The organism is Rhodococcus koreensis (assembly GCF_900105905.1).
GTDB classification, from domain to species: Bacteria; Actinomycetota; Actinomycetes; order Mycobacteriales; family Mycobacteriaceae; genus Rhodococcus_F; species Rhodococcus_F koreensis.
On the sequence record NZ_FNSV01000005.1, the window covers coordinates 6,054,693 to 6,075,396 of the forward strand.

General features: G+C 66.2%; 17 protein-coding genes. 9 read left to right on the forward strand and 8 right to left on the reverse strand.

Annotated elements, in window-relative coordinates:
• The first annotated feature begins 13 nt into the window (after nucleotides 1-13).
• From BLV94_RS32100 to BLV94_RS32120, 6 genes are all read left to right on the forward strand, one after another.
• Nucleotides 14-820, forward strand: coding sequence for an SDR family NAD(P)-dependent oxidoreductase (locus tag BLV94_RS32100; RefSeq protein ID WP_072936962.1), 807 nt, complete (start codon nucleotides 14-16; stop codon nucleotides 818-820).
• Between the two features lie 28 nt (nucleotides 821-848).
• Complete coding sequence (locus BLV94_RS32105) at nucleotides 849-1,997, forward strand: acyl-CoA dehydrogenase family protein (protein ID WP_072936963.1); 1,149 nt, start codon at nucleotides 849-851, stop codon at nucleotides 1,995-1,997.
• Between the two features lie 252 nt (nucleotides 1,998-2,249).
• Complete coding sequence (locus tag BLV94_RS49700) at nucleotides 2,250-2,405, forward strand: hypothetical protein (RefSeq protein ID WP_167372199.1); 156 nt, start codon at nucleotides 2,250-2,252, stop codon at nucleotides 2,403-2,405.
• An 84-nt stretch (nucleotides 2,406-2,489) separates the two neighbouring features.
• Nucleotides 2,490-3,680: a TetR/AcrR family transcriptional regulator gene (locus tag BLV94_RS32110; RefSeq protein ID WP_143051443.1), complete on the forward strand. Its 1,191-nt coding sequence runs from the start codon at nucleotides 2,490-2,492 to the stop codon at nucleotides 3,678-3,680.
• A gap of 312 nt (nucleotides 3,681-3,992) precedes the next feature.
• Nucleotides 3,993-5,048 carry an MBL fold metallo-hydrolase gene (locus BLV94_RS32115; RefSeq protein ID WP_072936965.1) on the forward strand — a complete coding sequence of 352 codons (1,056 nt, stop codon included), beginning with the start codon at nucleotides 3,993-3,995 and terminating at the stop codon, nucleotides 5,046-5,048.
• A gap of 74 nt (nucleotides 5,049-5,122) precedes the next feature.
• Nucleotides 5,123-5,941: an enoyl-CoA hydratase/isomerase family protein gene (locus BLV94_RS32120; protein ID WP_072936966.1), complete on the forward strand. Its 819-nt coding sequence runs from the start codon at nucleotides 5,123-5,125 to the stop codon at nucleotides 5,939-5,941.
• Nucleotides 5,942-6,007: 66 nt separating this feature from the next.
• On the opposite strand, the gene BLV94_RS32125 is transcribed toward BLV94_RS32120, so the two are convergent.
• From BLV94_RS32125 to BLV94_RS32155, 7 genes are all read right to left on the reverse strand, one after another.
• Nucleotides 6,008-7,201: a TetR/AcrR family transcriptional regulator gene (locus BLV94_RS32125; protein ID WP_083395743.1), complete on the reverse strand. Its 1,194-nt coding sequence runs from the start codon at nucleotides 7,199-7,201 to the stop codon at nucleotides 6,008-6,010.
• A gap of 268 nt (nucleotides 7,202-7,469) precedes the next feature.
• Complete coding sequence (locus tag BLV94_RS32130) at nucleotides 7,470-8,627, reverse strand: acyl-CoA dehydrogenase family protein (RefSeq protein ID WP_072936967.1); 1,158 nt, start codon at nucleotides 8,625-8,627, stop codon at nucleotides 7,470-7,472.
• 7 nt (nucleotides 8,628-8,634) lie between these two features.
• Nucleotides 8,635-10,176, reverse strand: coding sequence for a long-chain-fatty-acid--CoA ligase (locus tag BLV94_RS32135; protein ID WP_072936968.1), 1,542 nt, complete (start codon nucleotides 10,174-10,176; stop codon nucleotides 8,635-8,637).
• A gap of 112 nt (nucleotides 10,177-10,288) precedes the next feature.
• Nucleotides 10,289-11,092 (reverse strand): SDR family NAD(P)-dependent oxidoreductase, encoded by an 804-nt coding sequence (locus tag BLV94_RS32140; protein ID WP_072936969.1) that lies wholly within the window; start codon nucleotides 11,090-11,092, stop codon nucleotides 10,289-10,291.
• 16 nt (nucleotides 11,093-11,108) lie between these two features.
• Nucleotides 11,109-11,486: a MaoC/PaaZ C-terminal domain-containing protein gene (locus tag BLV94_RS32145; protein ID WP_072936970.1), complete on the reverse strand. Its 378-nt coding sequence runs from the start codon at nucleotides 11,484-11,486 to the stop codon at nucleotides 11,109-11,111.
• On the reverse strand, nucleotides 11,483-11,944 hold the full coding sequence (locus BLV94_RS32150) for a MaoC family dehydratase N-terminal domain-containing protein (protein WP_072936971.1): 462 nt from the start codon (nucleotides 11,942-11,944) through the stop codon (nucleotides 11,483-11,485). Before BLV94_RS32150 ends, BLV94_RS32145 begins: the two co-directional genes overlap by 4 nt.
• Nucleotide 11,945: 1 nt before the next feature.
• On the reverse strand, nucleotides 11,946-13,130 hold the full coding sequence (locus tag BLV94_RS32155; RefSeq protein WP_072936972.1) for a lipid-transfer protein: 1,185 nt from the start codon (nucleotides 13,128-13,130) through the stop codon (nucleotides 11,946-11,948).
• A gap of 453 nt (nucleotides 13,131-13,583) precedes the next feature.
• On the opposite strand from BLV94_RS32155, the gene BLV94_RS32160 reads away from it, so the two are divergent.
• The 3 genes from BLV94_RS32160 (at nucleotide 13,584) to BLV94_RS32170 (ending at nucleotide 19,276) form a co-directional block, all read left to right on the forward strand.
• Entirely contained in the window at nucleotides 13,584-14,312 is a 729-nt protein-coding gene (locus BLV94_RS32160) for a sulfite exporter TauE/SafE family protein (protein ID WP_072936973.1), read from the forward strand.
• A 189-nt stretch (nucleotides 14,313-14,501) separates the two neighbouring features.
• Nucleotides 14,502-15,668 carry a thiolase family protein gene (locus BLV94_RS32165; RefSeq protein ID WP_072936974.1) on the forward strand — a complete coding sequence of 389 codons (1,167 nt, stop codon included), beginning with the start codon at nucleotides 14,502-14,504 and terminating at the stop codon, nucleotides 15,666-15,668.
• A gap of 323 nt (nucleotides 15,669-15,991) precedes the next feature.
• Nucleotides 15,992-19,276, forward strand: coding sequence for a protein kinase domain-containing protein (locus BLV94_RS32170; RefSeq protein WP_072937056.1), 3,285 nt, complete (start codon nucleotides 15,992-15,994; stop codon nucleotides 19,274-19,276).
• A 210-nt stretch (nucleotides 19,277-19,486) separates the two neighbouring features.
• On the opposite strand, the gene BLV94_RS32175 is transcribed toward BLV94_RS32170, so the two are convergent.
• Complete coding sequence (locus tag BLV94_RS32175; RefSeq protein ID WP_072936975.1) at nucleotides 19,487-20,698, reverse strand: CoA transferase; 1,212 nt, start codon at nucleotides 20,696-20,698, stop codon at nucleotides 19,487-19,489.
• Nucleotides 20,699-20,704 lie beyond the last annotated feature (6 nt).

The following is a 20,704-nucleotide window of genomic DNA, read 5'->3' on the forward strand; positions in this document are numbered from 1 at the left end:
AGGAGAACCCGACATGGGAAAGCTGGACAACAGGACCGCCATCGTCTCCGGTTCGGGGCGCGGCATCGGGCGTGAGATCGCACTGAAGCTGGCCGCAGAGGGCGCCCGAGTGGTGGTGAACGACCTTGACGCGGGCCCGGCTGAGGATACTGCGGCCGCGGTCCGGGCGATCGGCGGCGAGGCGGTGACCTGCGTCGGCAGCGTCACCGAGGACGATTTCGCCCAGCGTTTCGTGGACACCGCCCTCGATGCCTTCGGGGGCCTCGACATCATCGTCAACAACGCCGGCTACTACTGGAACGACCTCGTCGAGGACATGGGCGACGAGCAGTGGGACGCCATCCTCGACGTCAATCTCCGTGCACCGTTCCGGATTCTGCGCGCGGCGCAGCCAGTCTTCCGGAACAACCGGGTCGAACATCACCGCAAGGTCGTCACCATCTCGTCGAATGCGGGTCTGGTCGGAAATGAGCGGCAGGTGAACTACAGCTCGGCCAAGTCCGGCGTCGTCGGGCTGACGAAGGCGCTCGCGCGCGAATGGGGCCGCTACCGCGTGAATGTGAATTCGGTTGCGTTCGGCTGGATCTCGACCCGGTTGACGGAGCCGGCCGCGGTCGGTTCCGGTTCGGTCATCGATGTCGGTGGGCGAACCGTGTCGGTCGGGCTGCGCGCGGGGAGGGCGGATGCGCTCCTGAACACGATCCCCCTCGGACGGGCGGGCACCGCCGAGGAAGCCGCCGGTGCGGTGTACCTGCTGTGCACCCCCGAATCCGATTACATCAGCGGTCAGTGCCTGGCGTGCGACGCCGGCCGGAACTGACCTGCGACATCAACCACGAGGAGACATCATGAAGCGCACGGTCTACAACGAGGACCACGAGGCCTTCCGGAAGACGATTCGGGAGTTCATCGCCCGGGAGGTCGTCCCGGTTTTCCCCGAATGGGAGAAGCAGGGCTGCGTGCCGCGCGAGTTCCACCACAAGTTCGGTGCACTGGGTATCTCGGGTTTCGACATTCCGGAGGAGTACGGCGGCGCCGGCGAGGTCAGCTACCGGTACAACGCGATCATCACCGAGGAAGTGTTCGCCGCCGGTGTGAATTTCGGCAACTGGAACATGTCGACCGGCATCATCTTGCCGTACCTGCTCGACCTGGCGAACGAGGAACAGCGCCGGCGCTGGTTGCCCGGCATCGCCGCCGGTGATCAGCTCGCTATTGCGATGACCGAGCCCGGGGCGGGATCGGACCTGGCGGGCATCACGACGTCGGCGCGGCGCGAGGGTGAGTACTACGTGCTCAACGGTGCGAAGACGTTCATCTCCAACTCCTCGGTCGCCACCCTGATGATCGTGGTGTGCCGTACCTCCGCACCGAGTGCCGAGGATCGGCGTACGGGACTGACCCTGTTGGTCATGGACACCTCCTCCGAGGGTTTTCAGGTGCATCGCCGGCTGGAGAAGATCGGGCTCAAGACGAGCGACACCTGCGAGATCTCGTTCACCGAGGTGAAGATCCCGGTCGAGAATCTGCTAGGCGAGGAGGGGCAGGCGTTCGGGTACCTCGGCCGCAACCTGCCGCGCGAGCGCCTCGGGCTCGCCGTGCAGACCTGTGCCCAAGCGGCCGCCGCGATCGACTTCGCCCGCGACTATGTGCGGCACCGGGAGATCTTCGGTAAGTCCGTCGCCAGTTTCCAGAACACCAAGTTCGTGCTCGCGGAATGCGCGACGGAGCAGGCCGCCGCCCAGGCACTCGTCGACAAGGCGGTCGAACTCGAGGATGCGGGCGAACTGACCCCGGCCGATGCCGCGATGGCGAAGGTCTTCTGTACCGAGATGGCGGGTCGGGTGATCGACAAGTGCCTACAGTTGCACGGCGGATACGGCTATGTCCTCGAGTACCCGATCGCGCGGCTCTACGCGGACACCCGGATCTCCCGAATCGTCGGCGGCACCAGCGAAGTTATGAAAACCATCATCGCCAAGTCGATGGGTCTGTAGGCGACCGGTTCCGTTGTACCCGGTGGTGCGAGGAGTGAGGTGCTCGATCGCGCCGAGATCCACAATGGAGACGAGCCGGTCGCCGCCCGCGGCGCGGGCCGGATCGAGGTCGTCGATCCGGCCACGCCAGCCGCGATTGCGCGGCACCGTTCGGCGAGTGCGAGCAGTCAGGGATCGGTCGCCAGGGTGAGGTGTGCGGTCTCGGGGAGTTCCTCGCGACCACGGCGATTCTGAAGTGAGGGAACGGGTGAGATGACGCGTGAGGAAGAGCAATTGCTGCGATTGGCTGTGATCTGGCGGCCCTACGGCGGGCCTCCGGAGGAGACGGTCTTCGAGCGATTCGGAGTCGGCCGATCGACGTTCGACGAACGGGTGAAGGCGCTCGCGCGCCGACTGGCCGTTCGGTGACGCCTGACGTGGCCGACATCTTCCCGGCGGGTTCCCGGGCACAGTGTTTCCGGGGCGCGCGGATACACTCACCGGGGTACCGAGTTGGCTGAGGGGGCATGGGACGTCGTGGCACGCAGGCCCCCCAACCGCAAGGATCAGATCATTGCTGCCGCGGGTGAGATGTTCCTGGCTCGTGGCTACCACAACGTCTCGGTCACCGACGTCGCCGACGCACTCGACATCACGCCCTCGGCGCTCTACCACCACTTCCGCAACAAGCAGGACCTGCTGTTCGAGGTGGTCTGGAGCGGGCTCGAGAAGGTCGACGCCGCGCTGCTGCAATGCGGGACTCTCGACGAGGCGATCGGGGCGCTGTCCGCGACGATCGTGCGGTCGACCGGACTGGCCACGGTCTGGGAGCGTGAGGCCCGACACCTCGAGGGCACGCAGCGCGAGCAGATCCGGGAGCGTGAATCGCAGGTCATCGCGCACATGGTGCCCCTGATCGTCGCCGGGCGCGGCGACCTGACACCGGAGGCGGGTGAGCTGGCCGCCCGGGCGGTGTTCGGTTCGCTCGGCGGGTTCCGGCGGCGCTACAGCCTCTCGCGCCGCGACGATGAGGCGATCATGGCGCGGCTGGGGGAGCTGATCGGCGGCGCCGACGCGTCGATGCTCGGGACACCGCCCGCCCTGGAGAGGCACGGCGGCGACGACGGCGCCGACGACATGGGTGCGCAGATCTCGCGGCGAGAGCAACTGATCGGTATCGGCGCCCGATTGTTCGACCAGTTCGGATTCCAGTCGGTCACCATGAGCGACATCGGCAAGGCGGCGGGCATCGTGGCCTCCGCCGTCTACCGGCACTTCGGCGCCAAGACCGACCTCCTCGTCGCGGCGGCAACCCGAGGCCGTGAGCGGTTGCGGGCCGGCGCGGACCGCGCGCTGGCCGACGCTGTCGATCCGAGCGATGCGGTCGAACGGCTCGTCCGCTCGCATGTGGTGGTGTCGTTGCAGAACCCGCACCTGATCGGGATCCTCGCCAACGAGCGTGCCCAGCTCCCGGACAAGGAACGAACCGAGACGCGCCGGTTCCACACGGACTACCTCGATGTCTGGCTGCAAACGATTACCGCGGCCGCCTCCCACCGGGAACCCGCCGAAACGCGCATGCGGGTCGCCGCTGTGCATTCGATGATCTATTTCGTCGCCCACTCCAGGGCGGGGAGTCCGCCCTGGCCAGGACTCGACGACTGGCTTACCCGGCTCGGCGTCGCTGCGCTGTTGGACCGCTGACTACCCGGCAACCCGCTGTGTAAGAGCTCACGCATTTCCACGTGCTCCGGCACCCGTTTCGCGGTGAGCGGAGGGTGCACATTGACGCCCAGACGCGCAGGCGTGATAATCCGCACAGTGGCAATTGAATATTTACATACGTTGTTATAGTCACTGTTGAAAGCCCATCTGAGGTTTCACCTATATGTATTTGTATATTCCAGTGCGGCGCCGGCGATCGCTCCCCGTCACTGCGGGATCCGGTGACGACGTCCCGGTGCGAACCGGTCGCCGCGGTGCCCGCAGAAGGTCCTCCAGTCAGGAGCAACGCGCATGAACATTTCCGCCGCCATCGGTGATGGCATCTTCCGGATCGCGGTCCCCATCACGGGCAGCCCCCTCGGCCACACCCTGGTGTATGTAGTGGAGTCCCCGCGCGGTGTCGTGCTGGTGGACGCCGGCTGGGACGATGACGCCGCGTGGGACGCACTATCCACCGGACTCGACGAGATCGGCCATGGCGTGGCGGAGGTCGAGGGCGTCGTCCTTACCCATTTTCACCCCGACCACGTCGGACTCTGCGGTCGAGTGCGGGAGGCATCCGGGGCGTGGATTGCCATGCACGACTCCGATCGGGTGCATTTCGACGACATGGTCGCGGTCCGGGACACCGAGTGGGCCGACGCGCAGAAGCGGACGCTGCGCCTCGCGGGTGCATCGGCTGCAGATCTGGCGCACTTCGAGCGCGACGTGCGCCGCACGCCACCGGCCCGCCCACACGCTGCGCCGGACCGGACGCTGGTGGACGACGAAGTCATCGCGCTCGCCGGACGTGGCCTCCGGGTCGTGCACACGCCGGGGCACACGCCCGGACACGTGTGTTTCTACCTCGACGGCGTGGACGTCATGTTCACCGGCGACCACGTGCTGCAGAAGACGAGTCCGCACGTCGGCACCTCGACCGTGCCGTTGGCCGAACGCGATGCACTGGCCGAGTTCATGGGCTCGCTGCACCGGGTCGGGTCGATGCGGATAACCCGCGGTCTCGGTGCACACGGCGCCGTGATCGACGATGTCGCCGGCCGGGCGGGAGCGCTCGTCGAGCACCACGAGGAGCAGCTCGATCACCTGCACGCGGCCTTCGGCGACGAACCGATCACATTGTGGCAGGTCGCGAATCTGATGCGGTGGTACAAACCGTGGGCCGAGTTGCCATGGGCCGGTAAGAACCTCGCACTGTCGGAGGCGGCCGCGCATCTGCGTCACCTGGTGGCGCGTGGACTGGTCGCGGCGGAGCCGGGGGAGGGCGCCGCACTGTTCCGCCGGGTCCGGACATCGGATTCCATTGCCCAGCACCAGGAATGTGCCGCGCAAACGCTCCGGGCGTGACGCGCCAGCGGCGATGGCTGTCGGCATGAGAGTTCGCCCCAACTTCACTGAAAACCCCACCGAAGGGATGCGATATGACGATTTCGATAGACCGTGGCCTCGGGCGCGATGGCGTGGGTGCCCCGGTGCTGACCTCGTGCGCCGACGGCGTGCTCACGATCACGCTCAACCGACCCCATCGGCGCAACGCCCTGCCACGCTCCGGCTTCGACGCGCTGGGCGCCGCACTGCGGACCGCCGAACGCGATCCCGAAGTTCGGGTGATCGTGCTCCGCGGCGCGGACGGCCATTTCTGCAGCGGGGCCGACCTCGAGTCGGCGGGCGGGCCCGGCCACCCGCTGGACGGGATGCGCCTGGTCAACTCGACCGCCCGGACGCTCGCCGAAATGCCCAAACCGGTCATCGCCTGCGTCGAGGGTTACGCGGTGGGTGCAGGCTGCAACCTTGCGCTTCTCTGCGACCTGGTGATCGCCACTCCGACAGCGAAGTTCAGCCAGATCTTCGCCAAGCGCGGCGTGTCCGTCGACTTCGGCGGATCCTGGATCCTGCCACGGCTGGTCGGGCTTCAGCAGGCCAAGCGTCTGGTCATGCTCGCGGAGACGATCGGGGCCGAGGAGGCACGCGAGCTGGGCCTGGTTACCTGGGTCAAGGAGCCCGAGGAGATCGATACCTTCCTCGGCGACCTGGCCAGGCGTCTCGCGGATGGTCCCCCGGTAGCACTCGCCCTGTCGAAGTCGCTGCTCGACCGCGGTTCGGGCGGGACGCTGGGGGAGGCCCTCGACCGTGAGGCGCATGCGTTCACGATCAACTTCGCCACAGACGCACCCAACGCGATCCGTGCCTTCGTCGAGCGGCGCCCCGCGGTCTTCGACGGCCACTGGCAGGTGCGGTAGCCGGAAACCGGGTGACGCGTCGCGGCGCCGTCGAGCCTGCGGTCCGTCAGGCGCCGCCCGCCTCGCTCACAGGTGCCCGGGGTACCGCAACAGTGATGTGGTGAGCTCGATCAGACGGTCGCCCAGGTCGGGGCGCTCCCGTGCCGCCCGCATCCGCACGAGGCTGTTCACCACGATGAACACCGTGTCGATGACGATCTTCGCGGCTTCGGGCCCCAGTTCCGGTCGGCTCTCGCGCAGCAGGCGCTTCCAGACGTTGGCGTAGTCCCGCTGGGAGCGCTGGGAGTGCTTGCGCTCCTTCTCTGGGAGTTCATCGCGTTCACTGGTCAGAATCCCGATCAGACGACTGTGCTCGAGGGCGAAGTCGATGTGCGAACGCAACAGCAGATCCAACTTCTCCTCGGCGGTGCCGCCCTGCTGCAGGGCGGCCGCCATACCCGAGTGCATTCGCTCGTCTCCGCGGATGAGAGCGGTCGAGAGGATTTCCTCTTTGGTGGGAAAGTGTTTGTACACACTGGATCCGGTGATGCCCGCCGCGGCGCCGATGTCATCCATCCGGACCGATTGGAAGCCACGCTCGTCGAACAGCCGGGTGGCGTGCTTGATCAGCTGTTCACGCCGAGGCAGCTCGACGCCGACATAGGTCTCAGTGGTGGGCGACCGGACGGCGGCGGGGGCCGCGGACAGCTCGCAGTGCACCAGGGTCGAGAGCAGGTCGTAGCGGATCCGGAGGAACTCGCCCTTCGGCAGTGTGATGCGGTGCAGGCCGAAGGAGCCGAGGGCAGCGATGAGTGCCCAGGTGAGCAGCTCGGTGTCGGCCTCGCCCAGATCGGGTCGTTCGCCGGCGACGATGACGTGAACTAGGGCGGCGTTCTCGGTCAGGCGCTGCCGCAGCACTGCGCGCTGTTCGTCGGGAAGGTGGCGCGATTCACGCTGCCACAGTGCGGGCAGTCCCCGGCGCTCGAGCGCGACGGTCCCGGTCGCCTTCAGGTACGAGTCCATGTCTTCGCTGGAGCGGACCGTCGTGTTCATCACCTCGAGACCGTCGAGGACCGTTTGCAGTAGCAGATCCGCCTTGCTGCGGAAGTGCCGATACAGCGCCCCCGCTGTGATGCCCACTTCCGCCGCGACGTCCGCCATCGACACGTTGTAGTAGCCACGATCGCGGAAGAGTCGCGATGCGGTGAGTACGATCGTCTGCTTGCGGTCGCGCGGCCTGCGACCGCGTGGTGTGGTCGGCGCCGACTGCGTCACTGCCACGGTACGTCCTTTCGAAGCCGTTCAACGAGCCCCCGAGATCCCGTCGACGACTGCGAACCGGAATCTCGCCACGCTGCGCACGGTCACCCGTTAGATACGTTCACCATGATAGATGCAGCACTAAGTAAATACGGACGGTACCAGATCTCGGCCCCGACGGAACCGGCTCGGAAAGTTCGTCCGCATGCGCGTGCTCGCTTTGGCGGCTCACGATCGGAAAGTAGCCGGCTCGGGTGACGACCTGCCCACCGGAGCCGACCACTGTTCATCAGACCGCCATATCCTTGGCGATGATCGTCTTGAGCACCTCGCTGGTCCCGCCGTAGATGCGGTTGACGCGAGTGTCGGCATACAGACGGGCGATCGGGTACTCGCGGATGTAGCCATAGCCGCCGTGCAGCTGCAGGCATTTGTCGATGACCCGGCCGGCGACCTCGGTGCAGAACAGCTTGATCCGGGCCGCATCCGCCGCGGTGAGTTCGTCGGTGTCCTCGAGCTCGAGTCCCTTGTCCACCATCGCCTGCGCGGCGGCCACCTCGGTCTTGCATTCGGCCAGAACGAACTTCGTGTTCTGGAATGAGGCGACCGGCTTGCCGAACACCGTGCGTTCCTTGGTGTACGCGAGGGCGAACTCGATGGCGGCGGTCGCTCGGGAGACGGCCTCGACACCCATCGAGAGCCGCTCGCGGGGCAGGTTCTGGCCGAGGTAGGAAAATCCCGCCCCCTCCTGTCCGAGCAAGTTCTCCACCGGGACCCGGACGTCGGTGAATGTGAGTTCGTTCGTGTCGCTCGCCAAGTGACCGATCTTGTCCAGCTTGCGCCCGAACGCGAATCCCGCACTGTTCGTGGGAACGACGAGCAGGCTCAGGCCGGCGCGGCGGTCCTCGGCGGTGGCGGGGGAGGTGCGGGCCGCGACAACGCACAACTCGGAGTTCCGGGCCCCGGAAATGAAGGTCTTCGAGCCGTTGAGGACGTAGTGTGTACCGTCCTCGGATAGCGTCGCCGTGGTGCGAATCCCGGCCAGATCCGATCCGGTCCCGGGCTCGGTCATGGCGATGCACAGCAGGAGATCGCCGGCGGCGATGCCAGGGAACCATCGCGCACGCTGTTCGTCGTTCGCGAGGTTGAGCAGGTACGGGAGCACGACGCCCTGGCTGATGCCGTAGTTGTACATGGCCACCGCGGAGAGCGCCGACTCTTCGGCGATGATGGCCTGGTATTTGAAGCTGACGTCGCCGGCACCGCCGAACTCCTCCGGGATCCCGAAACCGGTCAGGCCGAGGTCGGCGAGCTTGCGGAACAGCTCGCGCGGCGGATATCCCACCTCCTCCCAGTCCGCGAAGTACGGGGTGACCTCCTTTGCGATGAAGTCGCGAATGGTGGCCCGAAAGGCCTCGTGGTCCTCGTTGTAGATGGTGCGTTTCATGCGATTCTCATTCCGGTTGGGAGACCTGCGTGGGTGCCGTCGTGCGGGTGGTGCGCAGATCGCGCTTGAGGATCTTGCCCGCCGCCGACATCGGTAGGGTCTTGACGAATTCGATGCTGCGGGGTGTCTTGTACCCGGCGATGAAATTCCGGGTGTGCGCCTGGATGTCCTCGACGGTGGCGACCGAACCTGGCTTGAGGACGATCACGGCGTGAACGCGTTCACCCCATTGAGGGTCGGGCAGACCGATGACGGCGCACGACGACACTGCGGGGTGCGTGGCGATGGTGTTCTCGACCTCGGCGGAGTAGACGTTCTCGCCGCCGGTGATGATCATGTCCTTGATCCGGTCGACGATGTAGAGGTAGCCGTCCTTGTCGAGGTAGCCGAGATCGCCTGTGTGCATCCATCCGCCGCGCAGTGCCTCGGCTGTCTCCTCGGGTCTGTTCCAGTAGCCCATCATGACGTGATCGCCGCGGGTGACGACCTCGCCGATCTCACCGAGGGGCACCGAGCTTCCCTCGGGGTCGTGGATCGCCAGTTCGACGTGGGCGACCGTGCGGCCGGTCGCCCGTTGCTCGGGGCTCTCCCCGGGGTCGAGGATGGTCAGCACCGCCGTTTCGGTCATGCCGTAGCCCTGCCCGAAACCGGCCGTCGGGAACGCCTTCATGGCTCGTCGGCGCAGCCCGTCGGAAAAGGCGGACCCGCCGCAGGTGATACGACGGAGGCTGCTGACGTCGTGGGAGTCGATATCCGGGTCGTCGCAGATCATCTGCATCATCGACGGGATGAGGATGCACGTGGTCACCTTGTACCGCTGCACGGCTTCGAGGAAGGCGCCGGCGGTGAAGGAGGGCAGGAACACGTGGGTGCCGCCGAGGATGTTCTGGGTGTGCCAACTGCTGATCGCGGCGATGTGGAACAGCGGTGCGGTGTGGAGGGTGATCCCGCCGTTCTGCGAGGCAAGGTTGACCGCGTGTGTCCCCAGCAGCGACATGAACAACCCTCGGTGGCTGATCATGACGCCCTTGGGTCGGCCCGTGGTGCCGCCGGTGTACAGCAGCAGCGCCAGGATGTCGCCGCCCTGGCGAACGTCCGGCACGGGTGCCGCGTCCGCGATCAGGTCCTCGTATCCGAGCATGCCGGCGGGGGTGGTCTCGTCTCCGCAGTAGACCACCGTGCGGAGCTGGGGACACTGCTCACGCAGCTGCGCCGCCACCGGCGCGTAGGTGTCGTCGACGAGCAGCACCTTGGTGCCGGAATCGTTTATTGCATAGTCGATTTCGGGGACACTCCACCGGGTGTTGATCGGGTGGGCGACCGCTCCGGCCCACCAGGAACCGAGGAAGAATTCATGGTATCGGTCGGAGTTGAGTGCGAGCATGCCGACGCGGTCACCCTCGTGCACAGCGATGCCGCGCAGGGCACCCGCCAGGCGGGCGACGCGGTCGGCGACCTCGGTCGTGGTCCGGACGCGGTTGCCGCAGATGGTCATGATCGCGTCTGGGCGTTGCTGGAGGGCGCGGTGCAGGGGGAGTGTGAGGTACACGAGGTGCTCCTGAGGTGAAAGGGGCTTCGGTACTGGTGATGCCCCGATTGATGGGTGGGGGTTCCCGCCGCGCCCGGCGATCACCGCGACACGGGCGCGGCGGGTGCCGGGATCAGTGGGTGCCGGCGTCGACGACCAGGCACTGGCCGCTGACATAGTTCGCGTCCTGGGTGCACAGCAGGTAGGCGGCGCCGGCAGCCTCGGAGGGGGTGCCCGGCCGGCCCAGCGGGATGCGCGTCGAGGCGCTGTCGGCGATCTTCTGGTTGATGCCGACGGGCAGCTTGCGCCCCTCGACCTCGATGAACGCGTTGTCGCCCGCCACGGCCTCGGTCATCCGGGTGAGGATCCAGCCGTAGGCGACGGCGTTCACATTGACCTTGTACCGGCCCCACTCGCGCGCAAGAGATTTCGTCAGACCGATCACACCCGCCTTCGCCGAGGAGTAGTTGGCCTGGCCGGCTCCGCCCTTCGTCCCGGACACGGAGGAGACGTTGACGACCTTGCGGTGGTGGTCGACCGGGTTGGTCTTCAGGTACGGCTGCGCCGCGCGCAGGATCTGGAACGGCGCCTTGAGGTGCACTTCCAGGATGGCGTCCCACTGTTCGTTACTCATCTTCTGGATGACGCTGTCCCAGGTGTAGCCGGCGTTGTTGACGATGATGTCGAGGCCGCCGAAGGTGTCGATCGCGGTCCCGACGAATCGGTCGGCGAAGCCGTCTTCGACCACGGAACCGGCGCATACGATCGCGGTGCCGCCCGCGGCGCGGATCTCGGCGGCGGTCTCCTCGGCCGGCGCCGGGTCGAGGTCGTTGACGACAACGCTCGCCCCCTCGGATCCCAGCTTCAGGGCGATCTCCCGCCCGATGCCGCGCCCGGATCCGGACACGATTGCGGACCTACCGTCCAGTGTTCCCATGGGTTTCTCCTTCTTGCTAGGTGGTGACGACGGCGGTGCCCCGCAGGGTGACCGTGCCGTCGGGAAGGGTTGTCGTCAGATCCAGGTGGGCCAATGAGCCCTCGACACGGACCACGGTGCCGCGGCAGGTCGGTTCGGCGTTCACCGGGGTTACCGCGGCGAAACGCACTGAATACGAACGGATCTTGTTCTGGGGCACCCAGTCGGTGAGCAGGTGCCCAAGGTACGCCATCGACAGCATGCCGTGCGCGAACACGTCATCGATGCCGACCTCCCGGCAGGCGTCGATGTCGATGTGGGCGGGGTTGTGGTCACCGGAGGCTCCTGCGTAGAGCGCCAGGGTGGTGCGGCTGATACGGGGCAGCTCGAGGGTGCGGGTATCTCCGACGTTCATGCCGACACGCTCCCTGCTACCTCACGTATCACAACGGTACTGCTCAAGGTTGCGACGAGGTCACCGTCGCGGGTCACCTCGGTGGTGCGCACCAGGAACTCGAGCGCGCCACCCTTCTTGTCGTAGACATCGGTGACCGCGGTGGAGAAGGTCACCAAGTCCCCCGCGTACACCGGCTGGTGGTACTCGAAGGACTGTTCGCCGTGCAGGATGGTCACCGGGTCGATGCCGAGGTCCTCGAGGAACGCGAACGGGTTCGGTACCTCGGCGTTCAGGCACAACAGGAACGTCGGGGGCACGGGCAGGTTGCGGTGGCCCGCCGCGGTCGCGGCGGCGACATCGGAATACACCGGGTCGCTCTGGCCGGTCGCCTTGGCGAAAAACCGCAACCGGCCGCGTTCGACGAACACGGTGTGCGCCGGCGAACGTATGCCGATGATCGATCGATCCAGCCTCATCTCACGACACCTTCTCGTAGAGGGTGACGACGCCGGCGCCGCCGAGACCGAGATTGTGTTGCAGTGCGAGCGTGGCCTCGTCGACCTGCCGGGGCCCGGCTTCGCCGCGTAGCTGCCAGACCAGTTCAGCGCACTGCGCGAGCCCGGTGGCGCCGAGCGGGTGGCCTTTCGACATCAATCCGCCGGACGGGTTGACCACTACCTGGCCGCCGTAGGTGTTGTCGCCGGCGAGGACGAACTTCTCCGATTCCCCATCGCCGGTCAGCCCGAGCGCCTCGTAGCAGAGCACCTCGTTGACGGTGAAGCAGTCGTGCAGCTCGACCACCGCGATGTCGCGGGGGTCGACGCCCGCCGCCTCGTACACCTGGTGCGCGGCAGACGAGGTCAGGTCCGCACCGACGGCCTGGATCATGCTGCTCTCGAACGAAGACGGCTTGTCCGTGACCATTGCCTGAGCGCTGATTACCACGTCCGCGCGCAGCGAGTGCCTGCGTGCGAATTCCTCGCTGCACACGACGGCCGCGGCGGCTCCGCAGGTCGGGGGGCAGGCCTGCAGACGCGTGACCGGGCCGAACAGGTGCGGCGACTCGAGCACCTGCTGCTCGGTGATCGGGTCACGGAAGACCGAGTACGGGTTGTTCGCGGCGTGCGAGCGGGACTTCACGGCGACCTTGGCGAACACGGACGGGTCGGCGGAGTACCTGTCGAGATATTCCATGCCGGCGCCGCCGAACAGCCGGGCGGTCATCGGCACGGTGCTGTCCTGCCCGTGCAGCTCGTCGAGCAACGCCGTCACGCGGCCCATCGGGCTGGGACGATCAGTCCACTGCGAGGACAACGCACCCGGACGCATCTGCTCGAACCCGACCGCGAGCACGCACTCGGCCGCGCCCGAGGCGACCGCTTGCCGAGCCAGCCACAGCGCGGTCGACCCGGTGGCGCAGTTGTTGTTGACGTTGACCACCGGCACGCCTGTCAGCCCCACGCGATAGACCGCGCGCTGGCCGCTGCACGAGTCGCCGTACACGAACCCGACATAGGCATGTTGGACGAGTTCGTATGCGACCCCGGCGTCTTCGAGGGCGGCGCGCGCCGCGCGCTCACCCATGACGTCGTAGTCATCGCTCTTGCCCGGTTTGGTGAACGGCACCATCCCGACGCCGACAACGTGGACTCTGTCTCCCATCGACACTCCTCTTCAATATTGTGTGAATGGATTTTTAGTTTTAAGCGCATTTCCCCACTTGTCAAGTGTCAAGGGCTAGTTGCATTCAGGGCAGGCGCATGTACATAATCCACATCGAGGGTCTTGGCGCGAACCGCCGGAGCGTCGCTGCCGCATCGGGCGGCTGACAGTCGAGCGCGTTGCGCGCCCACCGGAAATCACTGTCGGCGGGCCCGCTCCTCGCGACACCGATCCAGATCGCTATGTACTAAGGAGAAGCCATGCGCGATGTCGGCCATCGACCACGGGGTCCGAGCAACAATCCGCGCGCGCAGCGGCGCCCTCTCGTGGACCCGCTGACGGCTTCCACCCTGCCGCGCGTCGGTCGGACGCGCGAGGTCACGCTGACGTGGAATGAGCGAGTGCGCATGTAGACGGCGAAGAAGGCACGGGAAGAGAAGAGGAGATCGCCTGTTGTTGATCCTCATCGCCGGAGTGGGATGCCTCGCGCTGGCTTCGGTGATCGGTGGAGCGACCGGATTCGGCACCGCCCTGATTGCGACACCGTTGATGCTGCTGATCGGTATGGACGTCACCGTGGTGGTGGTGACCAACCTCGCCGCGGGATTCATCACACGGATCGCCGTGGCGATCCGTATGCGGGAGAACATGAACCGGAGTCGAGTGCGCCGGTTGTGCGCGGGCAGCATCCCGGGAGCATGCGCGGGGGCCGCATCGATCACCCACCTACCCGAGGGCCTGCTCAAACCGATCGCCGGGGCAGCGGTGATGCTGTGCGGGATCTGGCTCGCGGTTCCGCCTCGCGCGCAATCGCGCGAACCGACATCTGCAGCGCAGGCGGTCACCGGAATCGTGGGTGGCTTCATGACGGTCACGACCTCGCTCGGCGGACCGCCGCCGGTGCTCTTGATGCAGCGAGCACGGGTACCGCAACTCACCTTCATCGCGGATCTCGCCGGATACTTCGTTGTGACCAATGCTTTCGCGCTGATACTCCTCTCGGTCAAGGGGGCTGTTCCGCAGAACACTGTGTGGGCAGTCCTGCCGCTGTTCGCCGTAGCCGCTCTGCTCGGCAATGCCATCGGGCTGAAAGTGGCGCGACGCATGTCGGCGAACACTTTTCGCTCTGCGGTCATAGCGTTGGTTATCATTTCCGGCGCCGCGACCCTCATCTCGTCGTGACTATTATCGTGGCCCAGGTCGGGCTACAGTCCGCAGTCCGGGGATTTGATAGTCAGTACGACGACGGCGAGCATTACTCAGTCGCCAATGCTCGCCGTGAGCCCGATCGGGGGCAGCTGTCGGCGGCAGATTCTCTCGCAATATCCATCCGGAGTTCCGTCCGGATCTCGTTACAATCAAGGAGATTCCATGCGTGATGCTGTCATCGTCGACGCGGTCAGGGCACCGGTCGGCAAACGTAACGGCGCCCTGTCTCGGACGCACGCGGCGTCGCTGTCCGCGCACGTGCTCAATGCGCTCGTCGAGAGAACCGGCCTGGACCCGGTGGTCGTGGACGACGTGATCTGGGGCTGCGTGGAGACGCTCGGTATGCAGTCGCAGTGCGTCGCCCGCTCAGCGGTGCTGTCGGCCGGCTGGTCGGAGCACGTTCCCGGCGTCACGGTCGACCGACAGTGCGGTTCGTCCCAGCAGGCCGTCCACCAAGCGGCCGCGGGAGTAATCGCCGGTCAATACGACATCGCCGTCGCCGGGGGTGTCGAGGTGATGAGCGCCGTTCCACTCGGCACCGCGGCGACTGTCGGCGACTTCGGTGATCCTTATGCACCACTGGCCAGGGAACGCTACCGCGGCACCAACTACGCGAAGGGACTCAGCCCGCAGCTTATCGCCGATGAGTACGGCATCAGTCGGACCGAGATGGACCAGCACGCGCTCGACTCGCACGCCCGCGCCGCTGATGCGATCGACGAGGGCCGCTTCAAGGGCCAGATCACGCCCGTTCCGGTCGTGGACGAGTCCGGCGCGCAGCGGTTGTTCGACACGGACGAGGGCGTCCGGCGGGGCGGCACGCTCGAGTCGCTGAGCGGGCTGCGGCCGGCGTTCGCCGCGAACGGCACCATCACCGCGGCGAACTCCTCGCAGATCTCGGACGGCTCGGCGGCGATCCTGGTCACTACCAGCGAGATCGCACGTGCGAACGGCTGGGTCCCGATGGCGCGCATCCACACCGCGGTGGTGACGGGAACCGATCCGGTTACCAACCTCAAGGGCGCGATCCCGGCCACCGCCAAGGCCCTCTCGAAGTCGGGGTTGTCGCTGTCCGACATCGGGAGCTTCGAGATCAACGAGGCGTTCGCCTCGGTGACACTGTCCTGGCTGCGCGAGACCGGCGCCGACTACGAACTGCTCAACCCCTACGGCGGGGCGATGGCGATCGGCCACCCCGTCGGGGGGTCCGGTGCGCGCCTGATGACCACGCTGGTGCACCGGATGCGGGACAGGGGCATTCGGTACGGCCTGCAGGCGATGTGCGAGGGCGGCGGCATGGCAAACGCCACCGTCCTCGAGTTGCTCTGAGCGTCGAGCCACCGATCGGCGAGCGGTTGGGCGATGAGCCCGGTTGCGGGTGATCGCCTGACCGCGGTGTCGGGCTCTCCACTGGGTTCAGGTCCGATGGACGGTCCAGACACCACCACAGCCAACACGCATCACCAGCCGGCCGGGGCTTTTCTCCGCCTCGAGCCGAGAGCAGAACGCGCGATGCGCTGTCGATCCAACGGCGAGACCGGGCATCGATCGCCCACGGCTTATTCGCAATCAGCGATATCCTGGGTGCGCGCTGGCTGTGAACTGTTCGGTATGTCCGTCGCGGCCGGTGGCGTGATGGAGATGTGCAGTCGATGGACCGAAGTGAACCACACGACCCGCAGCGATCCGAACTACCCCCGGTCGCCGCGGAGCTCGAAGCGGCCGGCTTCGAGAAGGCCGAACAAATCGGGCGTGGCGGTTTCGGCGTGGTCTACCGCTGCAATCAGCCGAACCTGCATCGCACAGTGGCCGTGAAGGTTCTCGCTACCGACTTGGACGAGGAGAACCGGGAACGGTTCTACCGAGAACAACAGGCGATGGCCCAACTCACCGAGCACCCGAATGTCGGCACCGTCCTGGAGGTCGGCACCACGCCCAGTGGCCTCCCCTACATCGTCATGCCCCACTACCCGCAGGGCACCCTCGACATGCGAGTCCGGCAACACGGACGCCTACCACTCGACGAACTGCTCCGGCTCGGGGTGAAGTTGGCCGGAGCGATCGAAGCCGCGCACCAACTCGGCATTCTGCACCGGGACATCAAACCAGCCAACATCCTGTTCACTGCGTACAACGAGCCGGTTGTGACGGACTTCGGCATCGCGCATATCGCCGGCGGCTTCGAAACCGCCGCCGGCATCATCACGGGCTCACCTGCGTACACCGCGCCCGAGGTACTCACCGGACACGCGCCGACTCCGGCATCCGATATCTACAGCCTCGGGGCGACGCTATTCAGTGCCCTGACCGGCCACGCGGCCTTCGAACGCCGCAGCGGCGAGCAAATCGTCGCCCAGTTCGTGCGTATCACCACCGAATCGGTTCCCGACCTTCGTCAGCACGGCATCCCCGACGATGTATCTGCGATCGTCGAGAAAGCGATGGCCGCTCGCCCCCAAGACCGTCCACCGACCTCGGTCGAACTCGGCGACCAACTCCGCCGCGCTCAGCTCGGACACGGTCTCCCCGTCGACCAGATGACTTTGCACCGCCCACCAGGGGCTCGAAATTCGGCTCCTTCAGCTTCCGGTGGCCCAGCGCAGACGGCACCCGGACAGCGGCCGCATCCCATGCGCGTCGTCCGTGGATCACGAGGAAACCTTCCCGTGGAGCTGACCAGCTTCATCGGTCGCCGCACCGAACTCGGCGACGCAAAGAAACTCTTGGCGGCCTCCCATCTGCTGACCTTGACCGGGTTTGGGGGTGTCGGGAAAACACGCCTCGCGCTACGGGTGGCCGACAGCCTCAAGCGTGCATTCGCAGGCGGTGTATGGCTGGTCGAGCTGGGGGAGATATCCGACGGATCACTGGTCGCCAACGTGGTCGCGGCCACGCTTGGTCTGCAGGAGCAGTCCGCGCGACCGTTGTCCGATGTCCTGCTCGACTACCTGGCAGATCGGCAGATACTGCTCGTGCTGGACAATTGTGAACAACTCGTCGGTGTGGTCGCACAGTTGGCCGAGTCGCTCCTACAAGCGTGCCCGCGGCTGCGGGTCCTCGCGACAAGTCGCGAGCCGCTGGGTGTCCGCGGCGAGGTGGTTCTTCGAGTGCCCCCTCTGACCGCGCCAGATCCCGACATGGAGCCACCGATACAGGCGATGCCTCGTTACGACGCAGTGACCTTGTTCGTCGATCGGGCCGCCAGCGCCGTACCCACCTTCGCCCTCACCGATCACAACAAGAGTGCAGTTACCGCGATCTGCCACCGGCTCGATGGGCTACCACTCCCCATCGAGTTGGCGGCCGCCCGGCTGCCGGCACTTTCGCCGGAGCAGATCTTGCAGCGGCTCACCGACCGCTACACCCTCCTGACCCGCGGAACTCGAAGCGCGCCCTCCCGGCAGCAAACCCTCCGGATGTGCATCGACTGGAGCCATGAATTATGCACGGCACAAGAACAATCCGTCTGGAGCGGATTGTCGGTCTTTGCCGGCAGTTTCGATCTCGCCGCCGCGGAAAATGTCTGCAGTGCGACCCTCTCCCCGGCAGAGTTACTCGATGTCATCTCATCATTGGTGGACAAATCCATCCTGAGCCGAGAGGAATCAGGTCCCGAAGTACGCTTCCGCCTACTGGACACGCTACGCGAATACGGCCGCGAAAGACTCCGGCAAAGCGACGAAGACCTTCTCGTGCGCCGCAAGCACCGCGATTGGTACAGGCAGCTGGTGCTCGCCGCGGAAGCCGAATGGATCAGCTCCCACCAACTCGACTGGCTCAGCCGTATCGAGCGAGAACAACCAAACTTACGAGAAACACTGGAGTTCTGTGCTTCCGATCGTCCCGCGACCGGGCTGGAGATCGCCGCGGCCCTCTATCCCTACTGGAGTGCACGAGGTTTCTTCAGCGAGGGCCGCTACTGGCTCGATCGGCTCCTGGCGTGCCAGACCGGACCACCCACCGTCACACGGTTCAAGGCGCTCTACGCAGCCAGCGCGTTGGCCGAGATTCAAGGCGACCTCGAAGCCGAGGCCGCCATGGTCGACGAGGCACACACACTGGCCACAACAAACGACCGCACCGCCGAGGCAATGATCATGCGTGCAGACGGCTTCCTCGCCCTCACCACAGGGGATCTTCCTCGCGCCACCGCATCCCTCGAGCACGCCCTACAACTGATTGACCCCGAAGAGGGCATTCAAGCAATCAGTACACGAGTGCTGCTCGGTGTGGCACACGACCAACTCGGGGACACCGACCGCGCGATCGACTGCTTCGAACGGGTGCTCACGATCACCGAGGCGCGTGGCGAAACGATCTACCGATCATATGCACTGCGCGCCGCAGCCATCGCGATGTGGAGACAGCGTGAATCAGACAGCGCGAAAACGATGCTCGATCAGGCACTTCGACTGGCGCGCAATGCCGGCGACCCACGTACTACTGCCTCCTGCCTGGAGCTAATGGCCTGGGTCGCCGACAGCAAGCAGGACACACGACGGGCCACGGTGCTGATGGCAGCCGCGCAGGAGTTGGCGCAGTCCATCGGCAGCTTCACGGTCTGGTTCCCCGACCTTCGTCACCACCATGACAATTGCGTGCACGCCGCCCGTCGGAAACTGGGCGAACGCCAGTTCGGCAACGCTTGGCGCGAGGGACGCGCACTCGATCTCGACGCCGCGGTTTCCTACGCACTGAACGAACCGGTGTCCGACAGGGAACCTGTTACATCGCAGTCAGATTCACAACCAACACTGACGAACCGAGAGTTGCAAGTCGCCGAACTGATCGCCGACGGCCTCACCAATCGGAAAATCGCCGAGCGACTGGTTATTTCGCCACGCACCGCGCAAGGACATGTCGAACACGTCCTCGCGAAGCTCGGCTTCACATCCAGAGCGCAAGTCGCGGCATGGATCGCAGACCGGGGGCACTGATACCGCAATTCACCTCGGCGATATCAGTGCCAGGGAGTCGACTTGAAAACCCACCGTGACCGAGTGGTATACGTCGGCAGCACCGTAATGGCCGACGCGGTACTGCTCGGCCGTCGAGGCCCTGCGATCGTCCACATCGCTGACCCTGGTCGACGAGCCGTAGCGCTCGCGACAGTCAGGCCGGCCGAGCTGCCTTGTCTATTCGCTTCGTCACTTCCCCCCGACGATGCCGCTGTCGAGGAGTTTGGCGACGTCGGAGTCGGAGCTGCCGAGGAGGTCGCGGAGGACGCTGCCGGTGTCGTCGCCGACGGCGGAGGCGGGTGCCACGGTGGCGTGGTGTCCGTCGAAGGATGCCGGGTGGCCGGAGGCGAGGTAGGTGCCGATCCGCGGCTGTTCGAGGGGGGTGAACATCGGGTTGCTTTCGAGTTCGCCGGACTTCACGAGTTCCTCGAACGTGCGGTAGCGCTCGGCGAGGACGGACGTCTTCGAGAGTGCTTCGGCCACTTCGGCCGCGGTGTGTTCGCGGAACCAGCGGGTGAACAGTGCGGTGAGGACGTCGCGGTGGGTGAAGCGATCGGCTTCGCGCGCGAAGTCGGCGTCGAGTGCGGTGGCGAGTGCCTCCACCGCGGCGGTGGTTCCGGTGACGGCAACGAGGTCGCGGAAGTGCCGCGGGGTGAGGGCCACGATCATGAACCGGGCGCCGTCGCTGGTGGTGAAATCCGTTCCGTACGTGCCGTAGACGGAGTTGCCGGTCCCTTGCCTGCCGGAGCCGTTGATCTGCACCTCGGTGAGGTATCCGAGGGTGCCGGCGGTGGCGAGCGCGACGTCCTCGAGCGGCAGGGAGATGCGGGTGCCCTCGCCGGTGGCGTCGCGGTGACGGGCCGCAGCGGCGACGGCCAGCGCGGCGTACAACCCGCACGCCACGTCCCAGGCGGGGAGGACGTGGTTGACGACGCCGGCATGATCGGCGGGGCCGGTGATGGACGGAAAGCCGAGCCCGGCGTTGACCGTGTAGTCGACGCCGGGGGAACCGTCACGACCACCGAGGATTTCGAGGATGATGACGTCGGAGCGGAGAGCATGCAGTGTGTCGTGGGCGAGCCAGTCACGACCTCCCGCGTTGGTGACGAGAATTCCGCCACCCGCGCCGGGGGCCGCGACCAGTTGCTGGACGAGCCGCTGCCCCTCGGGGTTGCGCATGTCGACGGCCACGGACCGCTTGCCGCGGTTGAGTCCGGTCCAGTAGATGCTCTCGCCGTCGCCCGTGATCGGCCAGCGGTTGTAGTCGGCGGCGCCGCCGATGGGGTCGATCCGGATGACCTCGGCCCCCAGCTGGGACAGGGTCAGTCCGCACAGGGGGGACGCGATGAAACTGGAGACCTCGACGATCCGAAGTCCGGCAAGGGGAGTGTGGGCGGTCACGAGAGA

Excerpts from the sequence above, each read along its gene's own strand:
- BLV94_RS32145 (WP_072936970.1), bottom strand. The coding sequence starts at position 11,486 with ATGAACGTCGGAGATACCCGCACCCTCGAGCTGCCCCGTATCAGCCGC.
- BLV94_RS32150 (WP_072936971.1), bottom strand. The coding sequence starts at position 11,944 with ATGAGGCTGGATCGATCGATCATCGGCATACGTTCGCCGGCGCACACC.
- BLV94_RS32105 (WP_072936963.1), top strand. The coding sequence starts at position 849 with ATGAAGCGCACGGTCTACAACGAGGACCACGAGGCCTTCCGGAAGACG.
- BLV94_RS32170 (WP_072937056.1), top strand. The coding sequence starts at position 15,992 with ATGGACCGAAGTGAACCACACGACCCGCAGCGATCCGAACTACCCCCG.
- BLV94_RS32155 (WP_072936972.1), bottom strand. The coding sequence starts at position 13,130 with ATGGGAGACAGAGTCCACGTTGTCGGCGTCGGGATGGTGCCGTTCACC.
- BLV94_RS32100 (WP_072936962.1), top strand. The coding sequence starts at position 14 with ATGGGAAAGCTGGACAACAGGACCGCCATCGTCTCCGGTTCGGGGCGC.
- BLV94_RS32140 (WP_072936969.1), bottom strand. The coding sequence starts at position 11,092 with ATGGGAACACTGGACGGTAGGTCCGCAATCGTGTCCGGATCCGGGCGC.
- BLV94_RS49700 (WP_167372199.1), top strand. The coding sequence starts at position 2,250 with ATGACGCGTGAGGAAGAGCAATTGCTGCGATTGGCTGTGATCTGGCGG.
- BLV94_RS32115 (WP_072936965.1), top strand. The coding sequence starts at position 3,993 with ATGAACATTTCCGCCGCCATCGGTGATGGCATCTTCCGGATCGCGGTC.
- BLV94_RS32165 (WP_072936974.1), top strand. The coding sequence starts at position 14,502 with ATGCGTGATGCTGTCATCGTCGACGCGGTCAGGGCACCGGTCGGCAAA.
- BLV94_RS32130 (WP_072936967.1), bottom strand. The coding sequence starts at position 8,627 with ATGAAACGCACCATCTACAACGAGGACCACGAGGCCTTTCGGGCCACC.
- BLV94_RS32120 (WP_072936966.1), top strand. The coding sequence starts at position 5,123 with ATGACGATTTCGATAGACCGTGGCCTCGGGCGCGATGGCGTGGGTGCC.